This window comes from Streptomyces sp. NBC_01508 (genome assembly GCF_045040315.1).
Classification (GTDB): Bacteria; Actinomycetota; Actinomycetes; order Streptomycetales; family Streptomycetaceae; genus Streptomyces.
Window position 1 is genome coordinate 2,515,154 of the sequence record NZ_CP109419.1, and the last position, 20,254, is coordinate 2,535,407.

Below are 20,254 nucleotides of genomic sequence, written 5' to 3' on the forward strand. Positions count from 1 at the left end.
GTGGTCCGTCGGGGCCGTGGACCGCCCCGTAGTCGACGGCCGCGCTCTGGTCGTCGGCTTCGTCGCAGGTCTCGCTGATGTGGACCTTGCAGCCGGTCCACCTGGAACGCTGTTTGAGACCGTAGCGCGCGTCCGTGTCGTAAGGGGAGGCCAGCCGGAGTCTGCCCGGCGGGAGGTCTCCGCTCTCCCGCCGCGTCACCTCCGGCCCGGTCTCGGTTACGGTGCGGTGATAGTTCTGTAGCCACACCGATCGCAGGACCCGCAGCGCCGGCAGTTCGCGCAGCCAAACCGGTGTGTGAGGGGCGTGCACGGCCTCCAGCAGCGTGAATCCGTCCCGGCCGTAGCCCAAGGCCATCTCCTCGCGCTTGGCCTTGGAAGCGGGCGGGTGCCAAGAGTTGGTCCGTGGACCGTAACGGTCGGCCCACTCCCGCACGTGCACCGCCTTGGCTAGCCAGTCCGGTGCCGCGCAGGCCAGTGTCTCCAGTGAGGCCCGCAGCGTCTCCCCGGCCAGCCCCACTACAACCTCGTCCGCCGCCACTGCCGGCCAGCTGTCACCTACGCGATGGCCGAAGCCACCGACATCCGGCCGCAGCCACGGCGAGACATCGACCGCCAGGACGAGACGGCCGCCCGCCGCCCGGGGAAGCGGCGTCCCAGCGATCGTCCGCTGGAGCCGGTCGACGTCCAGGCGGCCCTTGTTCAAGCCGCCGTACAAAGCCCCGTGACCTCGGCAATGCTCGGGGGCGAGCGCCAGATCCACCAGTGTCCTCACCGGCCCGTCCGTACACAGCAAGGCGTCGGCCAGCTCGAACAGGGCGTCCTGCCGTCCGCTCAGGCTGTCGTAGAAGGCACCCCGGAAGCGTGACAGACCCGTCAACGCCTCCTGCCGGCCGTCCTGTTGCAGCACACTCGTCTCCAGGTCCCGGTTTTATCGGTGCGTCCTTGGTCGGAGCACATGATCAAGCCGAGACCCCTCTGCGTGTCCGGGGAATGCCCAGGTGAGCGACCCAGTTCGAGGCACATTTCGAACTCGTCAGATCAACGTCAAGCTTGGGGGTGGGCTGTGAGCCAGTGCTGGAGTTCGCGGTGCCGGAATTGTTAGGCGGGACCGCTGTTGCGCAGGAGTCCGGCGGTGCAGGCCCCAGTGCCCTCGTGGACACCCTCGTCATCCTCCCGCTGCCGAATGGTGGGGCGAGGTTCCGCCCCGAGCGAGTGCAGATCACCTTCAAAGCCTGAACCGCGCCGCAGCCGAGCGAGCAGGCGCAGGAGACTCGATGCTCCCGCGCCTGCCGGTCGTACCTCCCAAGGGGTCAGGATCGCTCCTTGCGAGTGCGAATCGGTATCGATCTCTATGCCACGGTTGTGTGTCTCGTTGCTCGCTACCTGGCGGCGGATGCAAGAGGAGACGCCACTGATTACGCCTGCGCGCCGTTCTCGGGTGTCTGATGGTCACGCATCCGGTGCGGAGGTGGTCTCGTGTTCGAATGTGCGGCTGGTGAATCCGTGTCGACGTGTGCCGATGACGATAGCGAGCGTGGGGAGCAGGAGCGCGAGTGTGATCCAGCCCAGGGAGGGAGGTCCCAGCACGTTGAGGGTGATACCGCCGATGATCCCGCCTGCGGCGATCCCGATGTTCCAGCATGTGGTGAGGAGTGCTTGTGCGACGTCGCCTGCTGCACCCGCGGCGTCAGCGATCGCGGTTTGCAGCAGGGTTGAGGCACCGCCGTACGCGAGTCCCCACAGGACTGCACTGGCGTACACGAGAGCGGGGGTACCGGAGAAAACACTCAGGATGAGAGCGGCTGTTGCCAGGAGTGTGCAGGCGAGAATCATGAGCGCGCGCAGGTGCCGGTCGATGAGTACGCCGGTGAGCCAGATGCTCACGAGTGAAACCAGACCGAAGGTGAGTAGCACCGAATCGACCTGACCTGCCATGCCGAGCGGGGCCAGGAATGGGGCGATGTAGGTGAAGAGGATGTTGTGCGCGAACACGAACGTCAACGTCACGACGAGGATCGGGGCGACCCCGGGTAGGCGGAACGTGTGGAGCAGCGGCAGTCGTGCGCCCTTGGATTGGCCGGGGAAGTTCGGAACGCTGGCGATCACCCATACGAGCAGTGCGAGAGTCACCAGCGTGATGATCCCGAATGCGAATCGCCATTCGACGACCTTGGCGAGGAACGCTGCTGCGGGGACCCCGACGGACAGTGCAACGGTCCCGCCCGCCATGGCGATGGCCATAGCCTTGCCGCGCTGGTGCGCGGGAACCATCCGCCGAGCGTATCCGGCAAGGAGCGCCCAGAGCATGCCGCCGACGATGCCGCCGAGGAACCGCGCGGCCAGGGTGAGCGCGAAACTGTCGGAGAAGGCGGTGACAGTGTTAGCGATCGCGAACCCCGAGATCGCGAACAGCAGCAGGTGCTTGCGTCGCCAGCCAATCGTAGCTCTCGTCAGAGGGACCGCCGCGAGAATCGCCCCGATCGCGAAGACCGTGACGCTCTGCCCCGCAGCCGCCTCACTCACTTCCAGGTCGCGGCTCATCTGCGACAGCATCCCGGCGGGCATCGTCTCGGTCAGGAGCGTGATGAACCCTGTGGCAGCCAGCGCCAGCAGACCCGCGATGGGGAACCGCGTCTCAGCGGCCGGGGGGGGTGGTGATGTATCCGTTCGTGTCATATCGTCATCATCAAAGTGTGACATTAATGTGAGGGTCAAGTGCGGTTGCATCGCAGCCCGGACGCGAGGGGTGGGGGATGCAGATCGGGGAGCTTTCTCAGCGCACGGACACGCCGGTGCGGATGCTCCGTTACTACGAGGAACAAGAGTTGATCGAGTCCGAACGGCTCCCTAACGGGTACCGGCACTACGAGGACTACGTTGTCGATCGGGTGCGGCAGGTCCGGGGCTTGCTCGATGTCGGCCTGCCGACGCGGATCATCAAGCAGATCCTTCCCTGCTTGGACAGTCCGCAGGCGATACATCTGCCGTACGTCACCCCAGGCATGATTGCGACACTCGAACACGAACGCGACCGGATGGCAGAGAAGATCGAATGCCTCACGAAGAATCACCGAGCCATCGACGACTATCTCCACGCCGTGAGCCACGAAATCCGAGCTTCCTGATGAGAGGCGCCCCAGTACGTCTGCTGACCGGCGGCGCCTGGCAGCGTCGGAGCAGGACGGTGCGGAGTGACGGCCTGGATCGGGCCTGATCTGCCGTTACGCGAACTGGAGTGCTTTGCGGTGCTCACAGTCGAGTTGCATTGCCCGCTCCGGCCGGGCCGGTGAGGACGAGCCGGGGTGGGCGGGTGGCGCGGGGCGACGGGTGCTCCCCGGCATGGATCTGCCGGCGGGCAGGGCCGTCGCGGCGCGAGCCGGAGCGGGCTGCAGGACGTCGGGCCTGGTACTGGTGAGCTCGCGTATTCAACTGTCGCCAGTTCCCCGAGGAACCCAGCCCGCTGGTGACCGTGTGTGATTTCCAGCGGCGTAACGACAGTCCCTAGCAGGGCTGCCTTCCTCTGCTGCTGTTCGCGGCGTACTCGGTGCTGGCGGCGGTCACCCCCTGGCGGTACCGGCTCCCGCCCCGGGGGTCCTGCCGCCCAGCCCCGGGATCAGCACTGCCGCCACCGCCAGGTGCATCAGAGCGAGAGAGACCCGGGTGCCGCCGTCCATACCGTCGCCGATGAATGGCAGGAAGGACGCGGCCAGTACGACGCCGGCCACCCCGGCCCAGATGGCGCGAGCGCGCCGTACCCCGAACCGCTCCAGGGCGGCGAGCAGTCCCCAGCCGAGGAGCGATGCGAGCAGTGCGACGACCGCCACGGGCACGGCGCCGATATCGAGCGTCTGCTGGTCGTCTGCGATCTGCAGTCGGTGCCCCAGCAGTGGGTCCGCGACCAGCCAGACCAGGACGGGGGCCATGACAGCCAGGGCCGTAACCCCCGAGCGCCTTCTCCGCGTGCTCATTTGGCGCCCCCTGAGAGTGCGCCGTGCAGGAAGAATTCCACCAGCTCCTGCGGGGTCAGGTCGGGCTCATTCTCCGTACGCGGCTGGGTGAAGAGCAGCCCGAAGAAGAGGGCCGCGATCTGCTCCGGCGGTCGGCGCAGGGTGGCCTGGTCGGGTTCCAGCAGCTCCGCGAGGGCCGCGCGGATACGGGCCGTCGACTCCTCGCGGCCCGCACCGCGCACCGTGCCGGGGTGCTTGCCGCCGCGATGCCCCAGCGAGCCGAGGATCGCGCCCATCCGGGACAGGTGCGCCTGTAGAGCCTCGGCCGCCTCCGCGAGCCGGTCGGGCAGAGGCTGGGACACGTCGATCGCGTCGAGCTCGCGGACCGCGTGCTCGGGGGAGAGCGCCTCGGCGATGCAAGCCTGCAGCAGCTCGTCCTTGTCGGCGAAGACCCGGAAGACCGTGCCCTCGCCGATGCCAGCGGCACGGGCGATCTTCGCGGTCGTCACCGCGGCCCCGTACTCGGCGATCAGCGGGATCGCGGTCTGGATGATCATCGCGCGGCGCTCCTCCGGTGTCATCGCGGGGGCGCGGCGGCGGGTGGTCTGGTTCTCCTTGGGCGCTGTCATGACCGTCAGTCTACGGAGTGAGTCCTCACTCCGTCAATGAGTGAGTCCTCACTCCGTTCATTCTTCCTTGTTCGGCTGTTTGTCGGTGACAGCCCGCCAAGATTCACGACTGCGGCCTCGGTACTGGTGTGATCGCCTAATCAACTGTCGCCGGTTCCCCGAGGAACCCAGCCAGGTGGTAGCCGAGGGCGTCCGCGACGACGGGGGCGGGCATCTCCAGGACTTGCTGGCGGATCGCTGCGGCCCGGGCGGCGGTTGTGGGGATGCCGAGGTCGTTGAGCTGGCTGGAGAGACCGTTGGGGTGTAGTGGCTGGCCGGCGCGACGGCCTGGGAAGAGCCAGCGGGAGTCTGGGTTGGTCGCGGTGTTCATGTTGTCGCGGTTGTCGATCCAGGTCAGGAGTAGCTCGGCGAACGGCGCGGGCACCGGAGAGAAGGGTTCGCCGAGACGAAGCAGGACCTGGCCGTTGTCGTGGATGACGTCGTCGATGGTCAGGCGGACGACTCGGCTGCAAGGCTGTGCGTAGAGCAGGATGATGACCGCGGCGACACGACTCCGCGGCGGCAGGCTGTCGTCGGTGAGGAGCCGGCCGAGGAAACTCAGGCGGTCGCTGTGAGAGAGCGGGGCCGCCCGGCGGGCCTGCGGAGGTGGCAGCCGGAAGCGTCGGGTGAGTTTGGTGGTCTGGCACCACAGCAGGAAGGGCCGGACGGTGCTCCGATTGTGCTCCTTGTGTTCGACGTGCCAGCGGTCGATGTCGGTTTGGCGGCATGCGGTGAGGGTCAGATCGTGATCGCTGAGCCAGTTCAGGAAGGCTGTTGCGTGCTTGACCTGGCCCGTTGCGTATTTCTGGCTGCCGGGTGTGAGAGGTCTGCGGTCCGCAGCAGTCCGGAGTTTCGGCAGGACGCTCCAGGTCGCGAAACGGCGGATGATCTGGGCGGGTTCCGGCTCGGCGATGACGGCGAGGTGGCCTACGAGCCAGCTCTCGAACAGGCAGAGCTGTTTGTCGACGGCGGGCAGGACACCGCAGGCCATGAGGAGTTCACGCAGGTGGGCGGCAGCCCGCCAGGGCTGGAGGGTGTGGAATGCTTCATGCGTCAGCTCGATTTCGCCCCGGCCCAGACGACGCATCAGGTCGTCAGGGGCGCCGATCTTGCCCTTGCGCATGTGGAGCCCGTTCAGGATGGACACCGGATTGTCTGCGTTGAGGAGCGACTTGGCGAGTGGGAGGAGTGCGGGTCGGATGCGGCCTGTGCCGTCGTCGAGGAGTTCGCCGAGTCTGTCGGTAAGGGTGCAGCGGGTGCAGAGCCGCCCACCGTGCAGCTTGCCCTCCTGCCCGCAGCGCGAGCATCGGTAGGACATCATGAAGCCCGCGCAGTCCGGGCAGATGAGGGCCCCGTCATCGGGCCGCAGTCCGGGCAGGACACGCTCGTCGCCGCAGGCTGGGCACGGATCTTGCACGCGCAGAGCCTTGTCGTGGCAGGTGCGGCAGACGTGACCGTCGGGCCAGCGGGCGGCGAACCAGCCGTGCCTATCGCAGCGGGCGCAGGTCCGTTTGTGCCAGCGATCACGCTGTTCAGGTGTCTTGTAGGCGGGGCTCATGCGTCGGGCAGGATGCGGGCGGGGCGGGGCCGCAGCTTCGCGATGTTGTCGGCGGGCGGAGCGGGCAGGTCGCCGGTGGCGGTCTTGCGTACTCCGGCGTTCTCGGCGGTGGTGGCCACCAGGTCGGCTGGAGTGCAGGAGAGGATGTCGCAGAACGCGGCCATGACCTGCAACGACAGGCGTTCCGGGGTGCCGGAGACCAGGCGGTGGACCTGGGAGGCGGACAGGTCGATGCCGCGTTCGTGCAGCAGCGGCACCAGTTCGGTGGCCGTGAAGATCTGGTGCTGGGCCATGACCTCGCGCAGCCGCCAGGTGTAGCCGACCTTGCGTTTCATGCCTGCCTCCCGGTCTGGGTCTCAAGAGCGGCGGCGATCGTGGCGTCGAGGTGCCGGCGCAGGGTGCGGGTGCGGAAGTCCGAGGACACACATAACGGTGGGATCGGGTATTGGAACACTCGGAATGCCTGCCTATGGGAAGCCGCGCTTTGCGCCGTTTACGTTGATCTGCTCTGTCCTTCGTATGACAGCCTCAGCAGGTCTTGCCGCCGCTGGCCGAGGTACCAATCGCCGGACTGGTCAAGATCGATGGTGGTTCTGATGACGGCAGTGTCGCCGGAGGTCACCTCGGCCAGGACCTCTCCTCGCGGCGAGATGATCATGCTGGGGCAGTGCTGGTGAGGGTCCGCGACGTTCGCCGCAAGGACGAACCGCTGGTTCTCCGCTGCGCGGCTGATGAGGTGGCTTCTCCAAACCCCAGCCGGCTCGGCTGTATTTGCGGCGTGGGTGAGATAGATGAACGCCTGTGCTCCGCTGCTGGCAAGGTGCTGCCATTGCTCGGGAAAGCGGATCTCCCGGCAGATCTGGACACCGAGGCTGACTTGCCCGCCGGCCATCGGGATGGAAAGGGTGGAGAGGTCGGTCCCCGCTTCCAGTCGGCCTCGTTCGTTCATCGCAAGGTTGATCTTCCGATAGATCCACCTCGCGCCGGTGGGTGAAAAATAGACGGCGGCGTTGCTCCAGACTCCCTGGTCGAAGAGCAACGTGCCGCAGAACAGATGGACCGATTTCCGCTGCGCCAGGTCGGCGACACGGTCTGTGGCGTTCGCCAGGGCCAGAGTGTCGAGGTCGCCCAGGACGGAGAGGTCTGGCCCGTAGCCTGACAGTGCGCCCTCGGGCAGGACGACGATGTCGTCGGGCCTGGCTTCGGCCAAGACCTCGGAGATCAACTCCACATTCCGCTTAGCGTCCCAGGTGATAGGGAACTGTGCGACCGTTAGCGATACACTCATGAATCCTTCTTCCGGCGGCTAATCTCGGCTGCATATGCCGCCCAGTCTCCGGCGGCGGCTCGTTGCCATTTGACGGCGACGGTGATGTCGATGCCGAGGGTGCGGGCGAGGGCCGCGGCGGGCAGTTCGGTGGCGAGCTGGAACAGGGCGGTCGAGCGGGCCTGGGCGAGCCGGATGCCGAGTTTGCGGAGTCGTTCGCCCATGGCCCAGGCGCTGATCGGGCGGCCGGGCTGGCCTCCGGGGAAGAGCCAGGGCGAGTCCGTGCGGCCGAGGACGGCATGGCTGCGGCGAACCTCGACCTGTTGGAGGGCCAGTTCAGCGACGGGTGCGGGAAGCTCGACCGGGACGGCGCCGAGCCGGAGGCGGATTGCTCCGTCGGTCTCCTCGATGTGGTCGACGGTGAGCCGGGAGATCGCCGCGGGCCACTGGGCGTAGAGGAGCAATAGCAGGCCGGCGAGGCGGTCTTCGGGCTTGAGGGTGTCGTCGTGCAGCAGACGGCGGGCGGTGGCCCAGCGGGCCTCGTCGTCCATCGGCTGCGAGGGGCCGTTCCATCGCTCGGCCGGGAAGCTGAGATCGCGGGCGATCTTCTGGGCCAGGGCCCAGCGCACGAAGTGGCCTGCCTCCTGGCGAAGACGGGCGTCGTCGCTGGTCATCCAGCGTTCGAGGTCGGTCTGTCGGCAGGTGGCAAGGGTCAAGTTCTGGCCTTCGAGCCAGTTCAGGAGATAGACGCCTGCCCGCAGGTGTTGCCGCGCGACCTGGAGCTGGTAGTACGTGGTCTCCTTGCCGCGATTGCGACGGCGAAGCCGTCGTAGGAGGTGCCAAGTCGCGTACCGGTGCAGGATCTTGCGTCCCTCGGCCGTCGCATGGGAGGTGACGAGGTCTTTGACGTGTCGTTCGAGACGGACCATCTGCTCGTCCCGCGTGGGCAGGGCGCCGCTGGCGACGAGGACGCTGCGGATGTGCTCGACGACCTTGCCTTCGGGGAGTTCGTCCAGGGCTTCGTGAGTGAGGAGGCAGCGGCCGGAGCCGAGGTCGGACAGTACGGTGGAGACGATGCCGCCAGAGAGCCAGCGCAGCCCGGTGGCGGCTCGTTCGGTGCTGGCCAGGGCCTCATGGAGGGCTTGAAGCTTCGGGGGTATGGAGCCCGAGTCGTTGGCGAGGAGTTCGTGGAGCCGCTGTTTGAGCGTGCAGCGAGGGCACGGACCGGAGGATCGCAGTCGTTCCGCTTCCCCGCAGGTGGGACACGGGCGCCAGAGCTCGGCGTCCGGTGCGGTGCAGGGTCCGCAGATGGAGGCTTCGGCGGTGCCGGAGTGGATACCTCGGAGCCTCCCGCAGGAGGTGCAATGAGCTTGGCGTCTGTCGCAGCCACCGCAGCGGGGCAGTCCGGTCAGACGGGAGTGGGTGCCGGGTGCGGTGCGACCACAGATCGAGCAGACCAGGATGGGCAGGGGGCAACAGTTGGGGCAGAGTGGACCGTCTGAGGTGCGGTTCTGTACTCGGCGACGCTTGCCGCAGCCGACGCAGACCTCGACGTTCGCAGGGTCGGTGACCAGGCAGTTCGGACAGAGTGGCCGTCCCTGAGCGTCGCGGATGGCCGGCTCGCGCTGGGCTCCGCAGCGTACGCATTCTTCGATGCGGGACTTGGCGATGCAGTTGCGGCAGACCCGCTGCCCGTCGAGCGGCTTGTCGATGCGGACAACGCGGCGGCAGCGAGGGCATGCGGGCCTCACGATCCCGGCGACACCGGCCTCGTGCAGAAGGTCGATGAACTTCAGGATTGCGCGATGCGGCGCCAAATGGCCCTCCCCGGTCAGCAGTCGGGGGTTCTCTTCCAGGGCCCAGACCAGTCGCTGCCGGTAGGCGGGACGCTGGGGTGCCGTGCGGCGGAGGGCTTCGGCGATCGCATCGCGGTCGGCGCCTGAAGCTATCGTGGTGATCAGTTCGTGGACGACCGTGACCGGATCACGGTCGTCGATGTCGGGGCACATCTTGCAACGCGGCAGGCCCTTGCGGTCCCGGAAACCAACGCGTCGGACGTTTCCGCAGGTGGTGCACTCGGCGGTCTCCTGTCCGCAGACCGAGCAGAACCAGTCCTGCCCCTTGCGTTGGAGGGTTCGCAGTTGCTTGCCGCACTCGGCGCAGACCGGCGCCGCGATTGTCGAGGCGCCGGCCTTGCGGAGCTCGATGAGGAGATCACCGACGGCCCGGGGCGCCGGGGACCGGCCGTCGGTCAGGACCGCGGGCCTCATCGCCAGGGCCTTGGCCAGGTGCCGCGACTTCGCGCGGCCGCCGACGACGGCGGTGACCACGACCCGGATCGTGTCAGCGTCGAGTGCCTTCTCGGCGTCGGCGACGAGGTCCGTGATCAGGCCGATCGGGTCTGCGACGGCGCGATCGAGATGATCAGCGGCGGTCATGACCGGTCAACACCCGTGATCCTGGCCCGCTTTGGCCGCAGCCCGCCGAGTCCCTCCGAACCGGATGACGGGCCGCCGCCGACGGCCGCCTTCTTCGGCTTCTTCACGGTCCCAGCCACGGCGATGGGCTCGATGAGGTCGTCCATGGTGCAGTCGAGGATGTCGAGCAGGGACATGAGGATCTTCAGGCTCAGTCGCTCCGGTCGCTCCACGACAAGCCGGTAGACCTGACTCGACGACAGGCTGATGCCGCGTTCGGCGAGCGGAGGGATGAGGTCAGTGGTGGAGAACATCCCGCGGTCGGCCATGACTTTGCGCAGGTGCCAGTGGTAGTCGAGCTTGGCGGCCATCGCCGGATCCCTCCTGTCAGGCCCCGGCGAACGCCGACGCCAGTGCCTTGTGCAGGGAAGTGTTCATGAAGTCGTCGCTGACGTGCGTGTAGATGGCCAGGGAGCTGTCGCACTCGTGGCCGACCTGCTGCTGGATGAAGCGCCGGTCCACTCCGTCCTCGGTCAGGTGCGTGACGTACGAATGGCGAAGTCCGTGCGGGGTCAACTCTTTGCGCAGCCCCAAGGCATCCCGGTATGCCTCGAACCGGTCGTTGATCGACCCGGGCTGAAGGCGGCCCCCACGCTCGGTGATCCACAGAGCAGGGTGATCGGAGAACCCGAAGCGCGGGCGGACATTCTCGACGTAGTCGGCGACCGCCTCGACGGCCCAGTCCATCACCGACAGCACGTTCCGGCGCCGTGGCGGCTGCCCCTTCTTCGCCTTGCCGTAACGGACGTTGAGCGTGCCGTACCGACCGAACTGGCGAGCCTGCGGATTGCGTCCGAAGTCGACGACATCGAGCTTGGACGTCTCGGTTCGCCGAAGCCCCCACCCGTAGATGACCTTGAAAAGTGTGGCGTCCCGGTAGGCGGCGAGGGCGCCCTTGCGCTTGGACTTCACGGCGCGTGCGACCTGGTCGTCGGCATAGTCGAGGAACCGCTGCAGCTCTTCCCTGGTGAACGGCCTCGCTTCCGGGTCGCCTTCGTAATCCTGCAGGTGAGGGAGGGTATTCCACTCATGACAGATCGCCACCGGAAAAGTGCCGAACGCCTCTTCGCAGGCCGGTCCCCAACCGTATCGGGCGTCGATGAGGAGGTCGGTGAACAGCCGAACCGTGCCCTGATAGCTCCGGATCGTGGACGGCGCCAGATGCTTCTCGCTCGTCAGGGTGGCCGACCACTCGTCCAGGTGGGCCGGCGTCCACTGCCACGGGTACTCGTTCGCGAACTCAAGGAAGCGGCGGATCAGTCGTTCCCTCGGGTCGATCGTCTCGTCCTTCAGCCCTCGCGACTTCTGCTGGGCCCGCCAACCCCTCAGCATCGCGTCGAACATCGCGTCCTCAGGGCGCAACTGGACGACCCCGGAGACAAGCTCCATACGAGCCGACCCCGCCAGGGCCACCTTCTGCTGATGCACCGCTCCAGACCATCCCTTCTGAAGAGCAGATCATGCATCAGAAGGGATCATCTCAGCAACACCCCTACTCAGAGCGCCAGTTCGTAGAGGCTGCGGAGTCCTGCCGAGCCCCGCTGTGACCACGCGACCTGCGGTTTCTCGCCCGTCTGATGCAATTCCCGAGGGTTGGTGTAGATCGAGGTGGTGCTGGCGTGCTCGTGGCCGACCTGTTCCTGGACGAAACGCGGGTCCCAGCCGTCCTCGATCAGGTGGGTGACGTACGACCTTCGCAACGAGTGGAAGTCCAGCCGTCGTCCAGGCCCAGGGCCTTGCGGTAGGCGATGAAGCGGGAGTTCAGCCGCTGGCAGCCGATCCGGGCCCCGCGTTCGGAGGGCCAGAGCGCGGGGTTGCTGTCGGTGCCGAACAGGGGACGGACCTCGGTGAACCACTCGTCCAGGACGTCCGCGCTCCAGCCGAACACGGTCAGCACGCTGCGGCGCTTGGGAGGCGAGCCCTTCTTGGCCTTGCCGAAGCGGACCTGGCACCGGCCGTACTCGCCGTGCTCGGCACCGTGCGGGTTGCGACCGAAGTCGGCGGCGTCCAGCATCCGCGTCTCGTTGCGCCGCAGCCCGTAGGCGTACGCGGTCTTGAACAAGGTGGCGTCGCGGAACGCGGGCAGCCAGCCCTTGCGGCCGAAGGCCCGGATCCGGGCCACCTCGTCGTCGCAGTGCGCGAAGAACGCGTGCAGTTCGGCCTTGGTGAACGCGCGCTTCTTCGGGTCCGACTCGTTGTCCTGGACGTGCACCGCGGTGTTCCACTCGTGCACCACCTGGACCGGGTGAGTGCCGAACCGCTCCTCGCAGGTCGCCGTCCACTCGTAGAGAGGGTCGGTGACGAAGTGGCAGAACGCGCGCACGGCCTCCGAGTACGAGCGAACGGTCGAGCGCTTCAGGTCACGCGGTGAGCGCAGGTCACCGAGCCATTCGTCGACCATCGCCGGCGTCCAGTGCCACGGATGGGTGTTCACGTAGGCGGCGAACGCCTTGACCGTGTTCTCCCGGCCCTCCACCGTCGTCTGGGCCAGGTTCCGCGCCAGCTGCTGATTGGCGAACCCGGTCAGCATCGCCGTGAAGACCTGTTCCTCCGGCCGCAGCAACGCGACCCCGTCGATCAGAAGCAGCCTCGCCGCCCCCGGTATCACCCGTTGGACCCCACTGATCCACCACCCTCCGTAACTCGCATCAGATGCGAGAAAACCGCATCCTATGCGAGTCGCCAGAAGGGTCGCAGGTCAGCCCCCTAGATCGGCGCCGTCCACGCCTCGCCAGCCGCTATCGTGAGGTCAGCGCAGTAGCTCAATTCCCCTGTCATGCTGGGCGATTGCCGCCCTGGACAGCGGCTATGCGCATACCGTCGCCAATTCGCATCAGATGCAATGGGCGGCGCTGGGAACATCGGTACAGCGGTTGGCGCTGAGAACGATCATGGTTCCTGAGTGGCAGTCTCCGAGTTCGGGTGAGACTGGGTCTGGAGTCGCTGGCGGAGATCGGCTTCTTCGGCTGTGAGCGGGTCGCCTGGGCGGCGGATGCGGACTCTGCGGGGGCGGGGGATGTCGTCGACGTCCTGGAGGTCGGCGTTTGAGGGCGAAGTCGTCGATGCCGAGCACGCGCGGGACGCGCAGCGGTGTCACCACCTGGCACATGAGCATGCGCAGGGCGGTCGAGCGGGAGATCCCGCAGGCCGGAACGCGCGAGAGGCGGGCGCCCGCCCGGCCCGCCAACTCCCTTACGACCGAACCCAGTTGACTGGTCAGTCGGTTGGTGCGGCGCTGGTAGCGCTCCACTACGCCGGGAACCTGCTCGCGGAACGTCTGCCGCGGGCAGCCGAGCACCGGACAGACCAGGCGCCGGACTCGCACCGACACCACGACCCGCCGTCCGTCCACCGGCACGTCCGCGACCACCCGTCCGTGGAAGCCGTGCACTCGTCTCGTCGGCTGCCCGCACGCCGGGCACGGCACCGGATCATCCCGGGTTCGCGCTGATACCCGGATGACCTCACCCTCGTCCGCCACGCCCTCGACGACGAGGGCCGACAGCCCCGAAAACACCGCACCCACAAGCTCGTTGACATCACGCATGCCATGCCGACGAAGGTAGTCACGCTTCGGCACCACCGATTACGGGCCAGAGCCGCTCGTTTGACAGACCCGCGCCTCGCACTCGGTACCTTCGGCCAGCTGGCGGGAGGTGGTGGGGTTCAGCACGGTGCCGGTGACGGCGATGGCCTTCCCGGCGCGGTCGGTGGTGCGGTACATGATCCGGTGCGCGCTCGCCTTGGCCTTGAACGCCTTGAGCGGATCCAGGTGGAAGACGCCCGGCTCCGAGCTGAGCACGTCGCCGTTGCCGGCGGGCAGGCTCACCGCCCGCTGCCGCGGGCGCGGTTGGCCGGCGGCGACCGCCTCGCCGGACGGCAGGGTGGAGGTGAGCACGGCGGAGGCCGCGGCGGTGAACGCCACCACAGCACGCCCGCCCAGGACACGACGACAGACCACGAAAGCTCCTCGGTCGGAGAGTCAGGAAGATCCACTGACTATCCGGGCCACGGCACCCAATGAGGTAGATACGCCGAAGTAACGCACGTATGGCCCACATTGGGCCTGTACAGCCGGCGGAGCTCCCGTCCCGCGGGTTGTCGGCCCGCCGGGCGGGGAGACCCCGCGCCCCGCCGGACGTGACAAGCGATCCGGCTGTCTACGCCCCCTCCCCGAACAGCACCCGCTCCACCGCCCCGTACGTCCCCCCGTGGTCCGCGAGCACGTCCGCCACCACCCCCGGCCTGGCCGTCAGGGCGAGCAGGATGTGGCCGTCGTTGATCTCCTTGTCGCCGCGTCCCAGCGCGACCCGCAGGGACTGCTCCAGCGTCTCCTTCGCGGCGGGCGTGAACTTCTTCGAGGCCCACCCCCGCTTCGCCTTCCCGCCCGCCCCCATCGCGCCCGCGCCGTGCGCCTCCTCGACCTTCGAGACGATCTGCGAGACGTCGATGCCGATGTCGGCGAGCGCCGCCGTGTCGGCCTTGGACAGGCCGCCCTGCCGGCGCGCGTCGGCCAGCCCCGCCTCCACCGAGTCGCGCCGGTCGAGGATGCCGAGCGAGGCGAAGGCGAACGCCGATCGCGTTCCCCGCGAGTCGAGCAGCGCGAGCAGCATGTGCTCTTCGGTGACCTGGGGCGACTCCATACGTTCGGCCCGGGTGACGGCATCCGTCACCACGTCGCGCGCCCCCTTCGTGAAGCGTTCGAACATCACTGCCTCCCGTACTTCTTGTGTACCGCCTGCCTGCTGACACCGAGCTGCGCGGCGATCTCCTGCCACGACCAGCCCTGACTCCGGGCGCTGCGCACCTGCACGGCTTCGAGCTGTTCGAGCAGCCGCCGCAGCGCGGCGACCGCCCTCAGCCCGATCCGCGGGTCGCGGTCACCCGCCCTCTCGGCGAGATCCGTTGCATCGGTCATGATGTCAATCTACATTGACAGTCGCCTCATGTCAACCAACATTGACATGCGGCGTCAGCCGCGCAGCCGTCGCACCCAACGCCCCAGTACGGAGCGGCGGTTACGGGTCCGGGCGGGGCGCCCGGCGTACGGACCGGGTCCGCCAACCCCGCGCGCCCCGCCCCCACCACCCGGCGCCGGAAGCGGCATCTGCCGCTCGGCCGCCGCCTGGATCTCGTGGTGCGCCTCGTGCGCGGTGACCCGGAACGCCTCGTCGTACGCGGCCATGGCCGCGGTGACGCCCGCGCCCGCCGTCCCCCGGCGCCTGACGTGCAGGGCGAGCCAGCCGAAGAAGCCCATGACCAGCGCGAGAGCGCCGACGACCATCGAGCAGGGCAGCAGTGCGTTCATGAAGACTCCCTCAACCTCAGCCGGTCAGCACGATCTTGCCGAACAGATCGCCCGCCGCCATTCGCTCGAACCCCTCGCGGGCCCGGTCCAGCGGTAGGACGTCGTCGATCACCGGGCGGATCCCTGTCGTCGTACAGAAGGACAGCAGGTCCTCCAGTTCGTCCTTGGTACCCATGGTCGAGCCGACGATCTTCAGCTCCAGGAAGAAGATCCGGGTCAGTTCGGCGTGCGAGGGCCGGTCGCCGCTGGTGACGCCGGAGATCACCAGTGTGCCGCCGGGTCGCAGGGACTTCACCGAGTGTGACCAGGTCGCGGCGCCGACCGTCTCCATGACGGCGTCCACGCGGTGCGGCAGCCGCGCGCCGGGCTCGAACGCGTCGGTGGCGCCCAGTTCGACGGCGCGCTTGCGCTTCGCCTCGTCGCGGCTGGTGGCGTACACCCGCAGCCCGGCCGCCCTGCCGAGGACGATCGCGGCGGTCGCGACACCGCCGCCCGCGCCCTGGACGAGGACCGAATCCCCCGGCCGTACACCGGCGTTGGTGAACAGCATCCGGTACGCGGTCAGCCAGGAGGTCGGCAGGCAGGCGGCCTGCTCGAAGCTCAGCCCGGCGGGCTTGGGCAGCAGATTCCAGGTGGGAACGGTGACCTGCTCGGCGAACGTGCCCTGATAGCGCTCGGTGAGGAGCGAGCGCGGCTCGCGGGGGCCGACGCCGTGGCCGCTCTGGCCGATGACGGAGTGGATGACGACCTCGTTGCCGTCCTCGTCGGTCCCGGCGGCGTCGCAGCCCAGGATCATGGGCAGCTGGTCCTCCGAGAAGCCGACCCCGCGCAGGGTCCAGAGGTCGTGGTGGTTGAGTGAGGCGGCCTTGACGGTGACGGTCGACCAGCCGGGGCGCGGACCGGGAGCCGGGCGTTCACCCAACTCAAGGCCGTTGAGGGGCTGGTCGCGGTCGATGCGGGCTGCGTAGGCGGCGAACATGACCTCGACCCTAGGGCGGGGACGGGACGCGCGGAAGCACGCGGGCGTGTGAGGCGGGTCCCGCCCCCGCCGGCTGTCAGTCCCTGCGGTACTGCGCGGGTGACGACTTCGTCGCCGGGTCCTCGTACGCGCCCGCCGTGCCCCGGTCCACATGGAAGGTGGTCAGGGTGGAGACGGCCGAGGCCGGGTCGCGCCGGTCGTCGATGACCCGCATATGGGTGCTGAATCGTTCCGGCGTGACCTCGTACACGTCGTAGCCGTAACGGTTGCCCTCGAAGTACTGGAGGTGCGGGTTGGCCGCGCCCATCAGCGGACCGTTGGTGGCGTTCCACTGCGCGTCGTACGCGCTGGAGCTGACCGAGTGCGCGGTGAACTCCGTTCCCACGACGGGCGATTCGGTGTTGTCGTAGTCCGGCCGGACGTCGTCCACGAACGCGGAGTGCCAGTCGCCGGTGAGGACCACGAGGTCTTCGAGGCCGCTGGTACGCACATGCTCCAGCACCTCCTTGCGCTCGCCGAGGAAGCCGTCCCACTGATCGGTGAACATGTAGCCGCCGCCGGGGCGGCCACGGAGCTGGCTGAGCATGATCGAGTTGGCCCAGACGTGCCAGCTGTCGGGCGCGCGGTCGACGGTCTTCTTCAGCCACGCCTTCTGGTCGGCGCCGAGGATGGTGCCGTCGGGGAGGTTCTGCGCGGAGCGGTACTGCCGCAGGTCGAGCACGGCCAGCTCCAGCAGGTCGCCCCAGCGGCGCACCCGGTGGATGTCGATGTCGGGCAGGACGGAGTCCCCGGCGCCGCGGTGCGGCAGGTGCTCGTACCACGCCTGGTACGCGGCGGCCCGGCGCCGCATGAAAGGGGCGCCGCCGCCCGTACCGCTGTAGTCGTTCACGACCTCGTGGTCGTCCCAGGTCAGGAACCACGGGTGGGCGGCGTGGGCGGCGCGCAGCGAAGGGTCGCCCTTGTAGAGGGCGTGGCGCATGCGGTAGTCGTGCAGCGTGTGGATGGCCGGACCGTTGTGGTCACGGATGTCGCTGCCCTCGGGACCGTGCTCGTATATGTAGTCGCCGAGATGGATGACGAAGTCCAGATCCTCACGGGCGATCCCGGCCAGCGCGGCGTAGTGGCCCTGCGGGTAGTTCTGGCAGTTGGCGGTGGCGAACCGGGCGCCGCGCACCCGGCCGGCGGGCGCGGTACGGGTCCGGCCCAGGCGGCTGGTTCTGCCGAGCGCGGTGAAGGCGTACCAGTACGTACGGCCCGGACGCAGACCGCCTACCGGGACATGCACGCTGTGCGCGAGGGTCGCGGACGCGGGGACGGTGCCGCGTGCGACGACCCGGCGCAGGGCACGGTCCTCGGCGACGACCCAGCGGACGTCGACGACCTCGGCGAGCGGCTGCTCGCCCGGCTCGGCGAAGGGCTCGGGCGCGAGCCGCGTCCACAGCACGACGCTGGTGGGCTGCGGGTCGCCGGACCCGACGCCGAGCGTGAACGGCGCCTCGTCGTACGCCGAACCGAGCGCCTCCGCGGCCTCGCGCGCCTGGGCGGGCGAGAGCCCGGCGCTCAGCGGCCAGACGACGTTGAGCACGCCCGCGACGCCGGCGGCCTTGAGCACATCACGTCGGTTGAGGGTCACTTGCGCCGTCCCGTCGTTGTCAGCCGGAGTGAGATCGCGTCGGCGTAGCCGTCGTTGGACGTACCGCCGCCCGTGCCGGTGCGGGTGAACGAGAGCTGTACGCGGGCGGACCGGGCGCCCGGCGGCACGGCGGCCTCGGCGGAGCGCTCCAACAGGGCGGTGGCGTGGGCGCGTTCCGCGGCGGTGACGGGGCCGAGGACGGAGAGCGCGAGCGGGGTCCCGGCGCGGTCCCGGAACTCGACGGACAGCCGGACACCGTCCTCCTGCGCGGCGTACCCGCCGAGCCAGCCGCTCAGCACGTACCGGACGCGTCCGGCGTCGACGGCGCCGTGTCCGGTGGGGCCGGTGGTGGGGACGGGCACTTCCTGGACGAGTGTGGTGACGGCGCTGTTCCCACCGGAGAAGAACCGCGCCCCGGCCTCGCCGGGTCCGGGAGAGCCCGGTGTGGGGTAGCCGCCGCCGACGTCGTACCCGACGAGCGCGGGCGCACCCTGCCGTACGACCCAGCCGTCGACCCGCCCGACTGGCTCGGCGGTCCCGCCCGGCCCCTTCTCCGCATCACCGTTGACAAGCAGATTCACAAGCGCCTCCTGGTTAGGGGTGGTTGGCGCGAGGATCTCACCAGGTGGGGGTGGATGGCGGGGGTGGGTGGGGTTACGGGGTCCGCGTCCGCGGGTTGGTGGTCGTTGTCCTCAAGCGCCGGACAGGCTTGGTGGTTGCGGTTGTCGGCTGCCGGTCGGGGTGCGGGTTGAAGGGGGACGCGCAGGGGTCGTGTCCGGACACTCAAGCGTGATGTGTGGCGCAACCCGGACCGGTACTTCTCCCATGACCGCTGGGCGCCGTAGATCATGCCGTCCGGACATGCCCCCGGAGCGGCCCCCGGCCACCGGCCCGCACCACAGGCGCCTCAACCCACCGCCGGGCGGGCGCATTTCAAGCCCGTCCGGCGCTTGAGGACGAACCCCGCCACCACGCGGACCCGGTCCAACCAACCCGGCCAGCACCCCAACCACCCCAGCCCGGCCGGCGCTTGGGGACAACCACCTACCGGGCGAACCCGGCCAACGAGACCCCCGCACCACCCAGCCCGGCCCGCAGGGCCGCCCTCCGCCAGGGAAGGCGACCCCGCAGCGAAGCTCAGCGGCGCGCGACCCCCTCCGCCCGCGCCGCCGCGGCGACCGCGGACGTCACCGCCGGGGCCACCCGCTCGTCGAACGGCGACGGGATCACATAATCCGCCGCCAGCTCGTCCCCGACGACGTCCGCCAGCGCGTTCGCGGCGGCGATCTTCATGCCCTCCGTGATGCGTGAGGCCCGCACCTGGAGCGCGCCCGCGAAGATCCCGGGGAACGCCAGCACGTTGTTGATCTGGTTGGGGTAGTCGCTGCGCCCGGTCGCGACCACCGCCGCGTACTGGTGCGCGATGTCCGGGTGGACCTCCGGGGTCGGGTTGGCCATGGCGAAAACGAACGCCCCCGGGGCCATCGACGCGATCGCCGGCTCCGGGACCGTACCGCCCGAGACGCCGATGAACACGTCCGCGCCGGACAGCGCGGCCTCCAGCGAGCCCGAGAGCCCCGCGCGGTTCGTAAGGGCGGCCAGCTCGCGCTTGACGTCGGTCAGGTCGTCGCGGTCGGGGCTGACGATGCCCTTGCGGTCGGCGACAGCCACGTCGCCGATCCCCGCCGCCAGCAGGAACTTCGCGATGGCCACGCCCGCGGCGCCCGCCCCGGAGATGACCGCGCGCAGGTCGCCGAGCGTGCGCCCGGTGAGCTTCGCCGCGTTGCGCAGCGCGGCGAGCGTCACAACAGCCGTGCCGTGCTGGTCGTCGTGGAAGACGGGGATGTCGAGCCGTTCCTGGAGTCTGCGCTCGATCTCGAAGCAGCGGGGCGCCGAGATGTCTTCCAGGTTGACCCCGCCGAAGGACGGCGCGAGCCGCACGACGGTGTCGATGATCTCGTCGGTGTCGGTGGTGGCCAGCGCCAGCGGCACCGCGTCGACGCCGCCGAACTGCTTGAACAGGATCGCCTTGCCCTCCATCACGGGGAGCGACGCCTCCGGGCCGATGTCCCCGAGGCCGAGGACCGCGGTCCCGTCCGTCACGACGGCGACGACCTGCGACTTCCAGGTGTAGTCGTGGACCAGCTCCGGGTTCTCGGCGATCGCCGTGCACACCTTGGCGACACCGGGCGTGTAGGCGAGGGACAAGTCGTCCTTGTCCCGGACGGGCACGGTGGCCTGGATGGCCATCTTCCCGCCGCGGTGCAGCGCGAAGGCCGGATCGAACGGCTCGTCCGTCGCGCCGGTGCTGACGCCGTCACCGACACTTTCGCGTTCGCCGACACTTTCGCTCTCGCTGCGAGGATTCACGATCTCCGCTGCCATGTTTTTGACCCCTTAAGTCTCTTCATCAGTTG

The 20,254-nt window shown here is 68.8% G+C and carries 21 protein-coding genes and 2 pseudogenes; 2 read left to right on the forward strand and 21 right to left on the reverse strand.

The features are described 5' to 3' along the window. Positions 1-580: 580 nt before the first annotated feature. Both OG700_RS11265 and OG700_RS11270 read right to left on the reverse strand, forming a co-directional pair. Positions 581-904 (reverse strand): annotated as a pseudogene (locus tag OG700_RS11265) (transposase); the annotation flags it as partial. Between the two features lie 545 nt (positions 905-1,449). Continuing rightward, complete coding sequence (locus tag OG700_RS11270) at positions 1,450-2,676, reverse strand: MFS transporter (protein WP_405612384.1); 1,227 nt, start codon at positions 2,674-2,676, stop codon at positions 1,450-1,452. A gap of 77 nt (positions 2,677-2,753) precedes the next feature. Between OG700_RS11270 and OG700_RS11275 the strand changes: the two genes are divergently transcribed. Further along, the gene (locus tag OG700_RS11275) at positions 2,754-3,125 is read left to right on the forward strand and encodes a MerR family transcriptional regulator (protein WP_405612386.1); all 372 of its coding nucleotides are present in this window, start codon (positions 2,754-2,756) and stop codon (positions 3,123-3,125) included. 432 nt (positions 3,126-3,557) lie between these two features. Here OG700_RS11275 and OG700_RS11280 read toward each other — a convergent pair whose 3' ends face one another. The 10 genes from OG700_RS11280 to OG700_RS11325 all read right to left on the reverse strand — a co-directional run bounded on the left by OG700_RS11280 (position 3,558) and on the right by OG700_RS11325 (position 12,525). Then, positions 3,558-3,923, reverse strand: coding sequence for a DUF6069 family protein (locus tag OG700_RS11280; protein ID WP_405612388.1), 366 nt, complete (start codon positions 3,921-3,923; stop codon positions 3,558-3,560). Positions 3,924-3,964: 41 nt separating this feature from the next. Beyond that, positions 3,965-4,576, reverse strand: a complete 612-nt coding sequence (locus tag OG700_RS11285; RefSeq protein ID WP_405612390.1) for a TetR/AcrR family transcriptional regulator — start codon at positions 4,574-4,576, stop codon at positions 3,965-3,967. A gap of 136 nt (positions 4,577-4,712) precedes the next feature. Further along, entirely contained in the window at positions 4,713-6,173 is a 1,461-nt protein-coding gene (locus tag OG700_RS11290; protein WP_405612392.1) for a hypothetical protein, read from the reverse strand. Next, complete coding sequence (locus OG700_RS11295) at positions 6,170-6,508, reverse strand: helix-turn-helix domain-containing protein (RefSeq protein WP_405612394.1); 339 nt, start codon at positions 6,506-6,508, stop codon at positions 6,170-6,172. The genes OG700_RS11290 and OG700_RS11295 overlap by 4 nt, the downstream gene beginning before the upstream one ends. Positions 6,509-6,666: 158 nt before the next feature. Beyond that, positions 6,667-7,461, reverse strand: coding sequence for a carbon-nitrogen hydrolase family protein (locus tag OG700_RS11300; RefSeq protein WP_405612396.1), 795 nt, complete (start codon positions 7,459-7,461; stop codon positions 6,667-6,669). Next, complete coding sequence (locus OG700_RS11305) at positions 7,458-9,878, reverse strand: site-specific integrase (RefSeq protein WP_405612398.1); 2,421 nt, start codon at positions 9,876-9,878, stop codon at positions 7,458-7,460. The genes OG700_RS11300 and OG700_RS11305 overlap by 4 nt, the downstream gene beginning before the upstream one ends. Next, complete coding sequence (locus OG700_RS11310; RefSeq protein WP_405499715.1) at positions 9,875-10,228, reverse strand: helix-turn-helix domain-containing protein; 354 nt, start codon at positions 10,226-10,228, stop codon at positions 9,875-9,877. Before OG700_RS11310 ends, OG700_RS11305 begins: the two co-directional genes overlap by 4 nt. 16 nt (positions 10,229-10,244) lie before the next feature. After that, a complete protein-coding gene (locus OG700_RS11315) occupies positions 10,245-11,306 on the reverse strand; it encodes a tyrosine-type recombinase/integrase (protein WP_405621598.1) in 1,062 nt (353 codons plus the stop codon). A gap of 107 nt (positions 11,307-11,413) precedes the next feature. Continuing rightward, positions 11,414-11,617 (reverse strand): tyrosine-type recombinase/integrase, encoded by a 204-nt coding sequence (locus OG700_RS11320; protein ID WP_405612400.1) that lies wholly within the window; start codon positions 11,615-11,617, stop codon positions 11,414-11,416. After that, on the reverse strand, positions 11,590-12,525 hold the full coding sequence (locus tag OG700_RS11325; RefSeq protein ID WP_405612402.1) for a tyrosine-type recombinase/integrase: 936 nt from the start codon (positions 12,523-12,525) through the stop codon (positions 11,590-11,592). The genes OG700_RS11320 and OG700_RS11325 overlap by 28 nt, the downstream gene beginning before the upstream one ends. A gap of 314 nt (positions 12,526-12,839) precedes the next feature. Here OG700_RS11325 and OG700_RS11330 point away from each other — a divergent pair, with 314 nt between their 5' ends. Then, positions 12,840-12,965: a hypothetical protein gene (locus OG700_RS11330; protein ID WP_405622266.1), complete on the forward strand. Its 126-nt coding sequence runs from the start codon at positions 12,840-12,842 to the stop codon at positions 12,963-12,965. Here OG700_RS11330 and OG700_RS11335 read toward each other — a convergent pair. The 9 genes and pseudogenes from OG700_RS11335 to OG700_RS11375 form a co-directional block, all read right to left on the reverse strand. Beyond that, positions 12,955-13,434, reverse strand: a pseudogene (locus tag OG700_RS11335) (transposase family protein); the annotation flags it as partial. The gene OG700_RS11330 and the pseudogene OG700_RS11335 sit on opposite strands and share 11 nt — an antisense overlap. A 69-nt stretch (positions 13,435-13,503) precedes the next feature. Further along, positions 13,504-13,878, reverse strand: a complete 375-nt coding sequence (locus tag OG700_RS11340; RefSeq protein WP_405612404.1) for a hypothetical protein — start codon at positions 13,876-13,878, stop codon at positions 13,504-13,506. Positions 13,879-14,077: 199 nt separating this feature from the next. Beyond that, on the reverse strand, positions 14,078-14,626 hold the full coding sequence (locus OG700_RS11345; protein WP_405612406.1) for a Clp protease N-terminal domain-containing protein: 549 nt from the start codon (positions 14,624-14,626) through the stop codon (positions 14,078-14,080). Then, positions 14,626-14,835 carry a helix-turn-helix domain-containing protein gene (locus OG700_RS11350; RefSeq protein ID WP_405612408.1) on the reverse strand — a complete coding sequence of 70 codons (210 nt, stop codon included), beginning with the start codon at positions 14,833-14,835 and terminating at the stop codon, positions 14,626-14,628. The genes OG700_RS11345 and OG700_RS11350 overlap by 1 nt, the downstream gene beginning before the upstream one ends. Positions 14,836-14,889: 54 nt before the next feature. Then, complete coding sequence (locus tag OG700_RS11355) at positions 14,890-15,225, reverse strand: hypothetical protein (protein ID WP_405612410.1); 336 nt, start codon at positions 15,223-15,225, stop codon at positions 14,890-14,892. Between the two features lie 16 nt (positions 15,226-15,241). Then, positions 15,242-16,204 carry a zinc-binding dehydrogenase gene (locus OG700_RS11360; RefSeq protein WP_405612412.1) on the reverse strand — a complete coding sequence of 321 codons (963 nt, stop codon included), beginning with the start codon at positions 16,202-16,204 and terminating at the stop codon, positions 15,242-15,244. A gap of 76 nt (positions 16,205-16,280) precedes the next feature. After that, positions 16,281-17,837, reverse strand: coding sequence for an alkaline phosphatase D family protein (locus OG700_RS11365; RefSeq protein WP_405612414.1), 1,557 nt, complete (start codon positions 17,835-17,837; stop codon positions 16,281-16,283). After that, a complete protein-coding gene (locus OG700_RS11370) occupies positions 17,834-18,418 on the reverse strand; it encodes a phosphoesterase (protein WP_405612416.1) in 585 nt (194 codons plus the stop codon). The genes OG700_RS11365 and OG700_RS11370 overlap by 4 nt, the downstream gene beginning before the upstream one ends. 556 nt (positions 18,419-18,974) lie before the next feature. Beyond that, positions 18,975-20,222: an NADP-dependent malic enzyme gene (locus OG700_RS11375; protein ID WP_405612418.1), complete on the reverse strand. Its 1,248-nt coding sequence runs from the start codon at positions 20,220-20,222 to the stop codon at positions 18,975-18,977. Between the last annotated feature and the right edge of the window lie 32 nt (positions 20,223-20,254).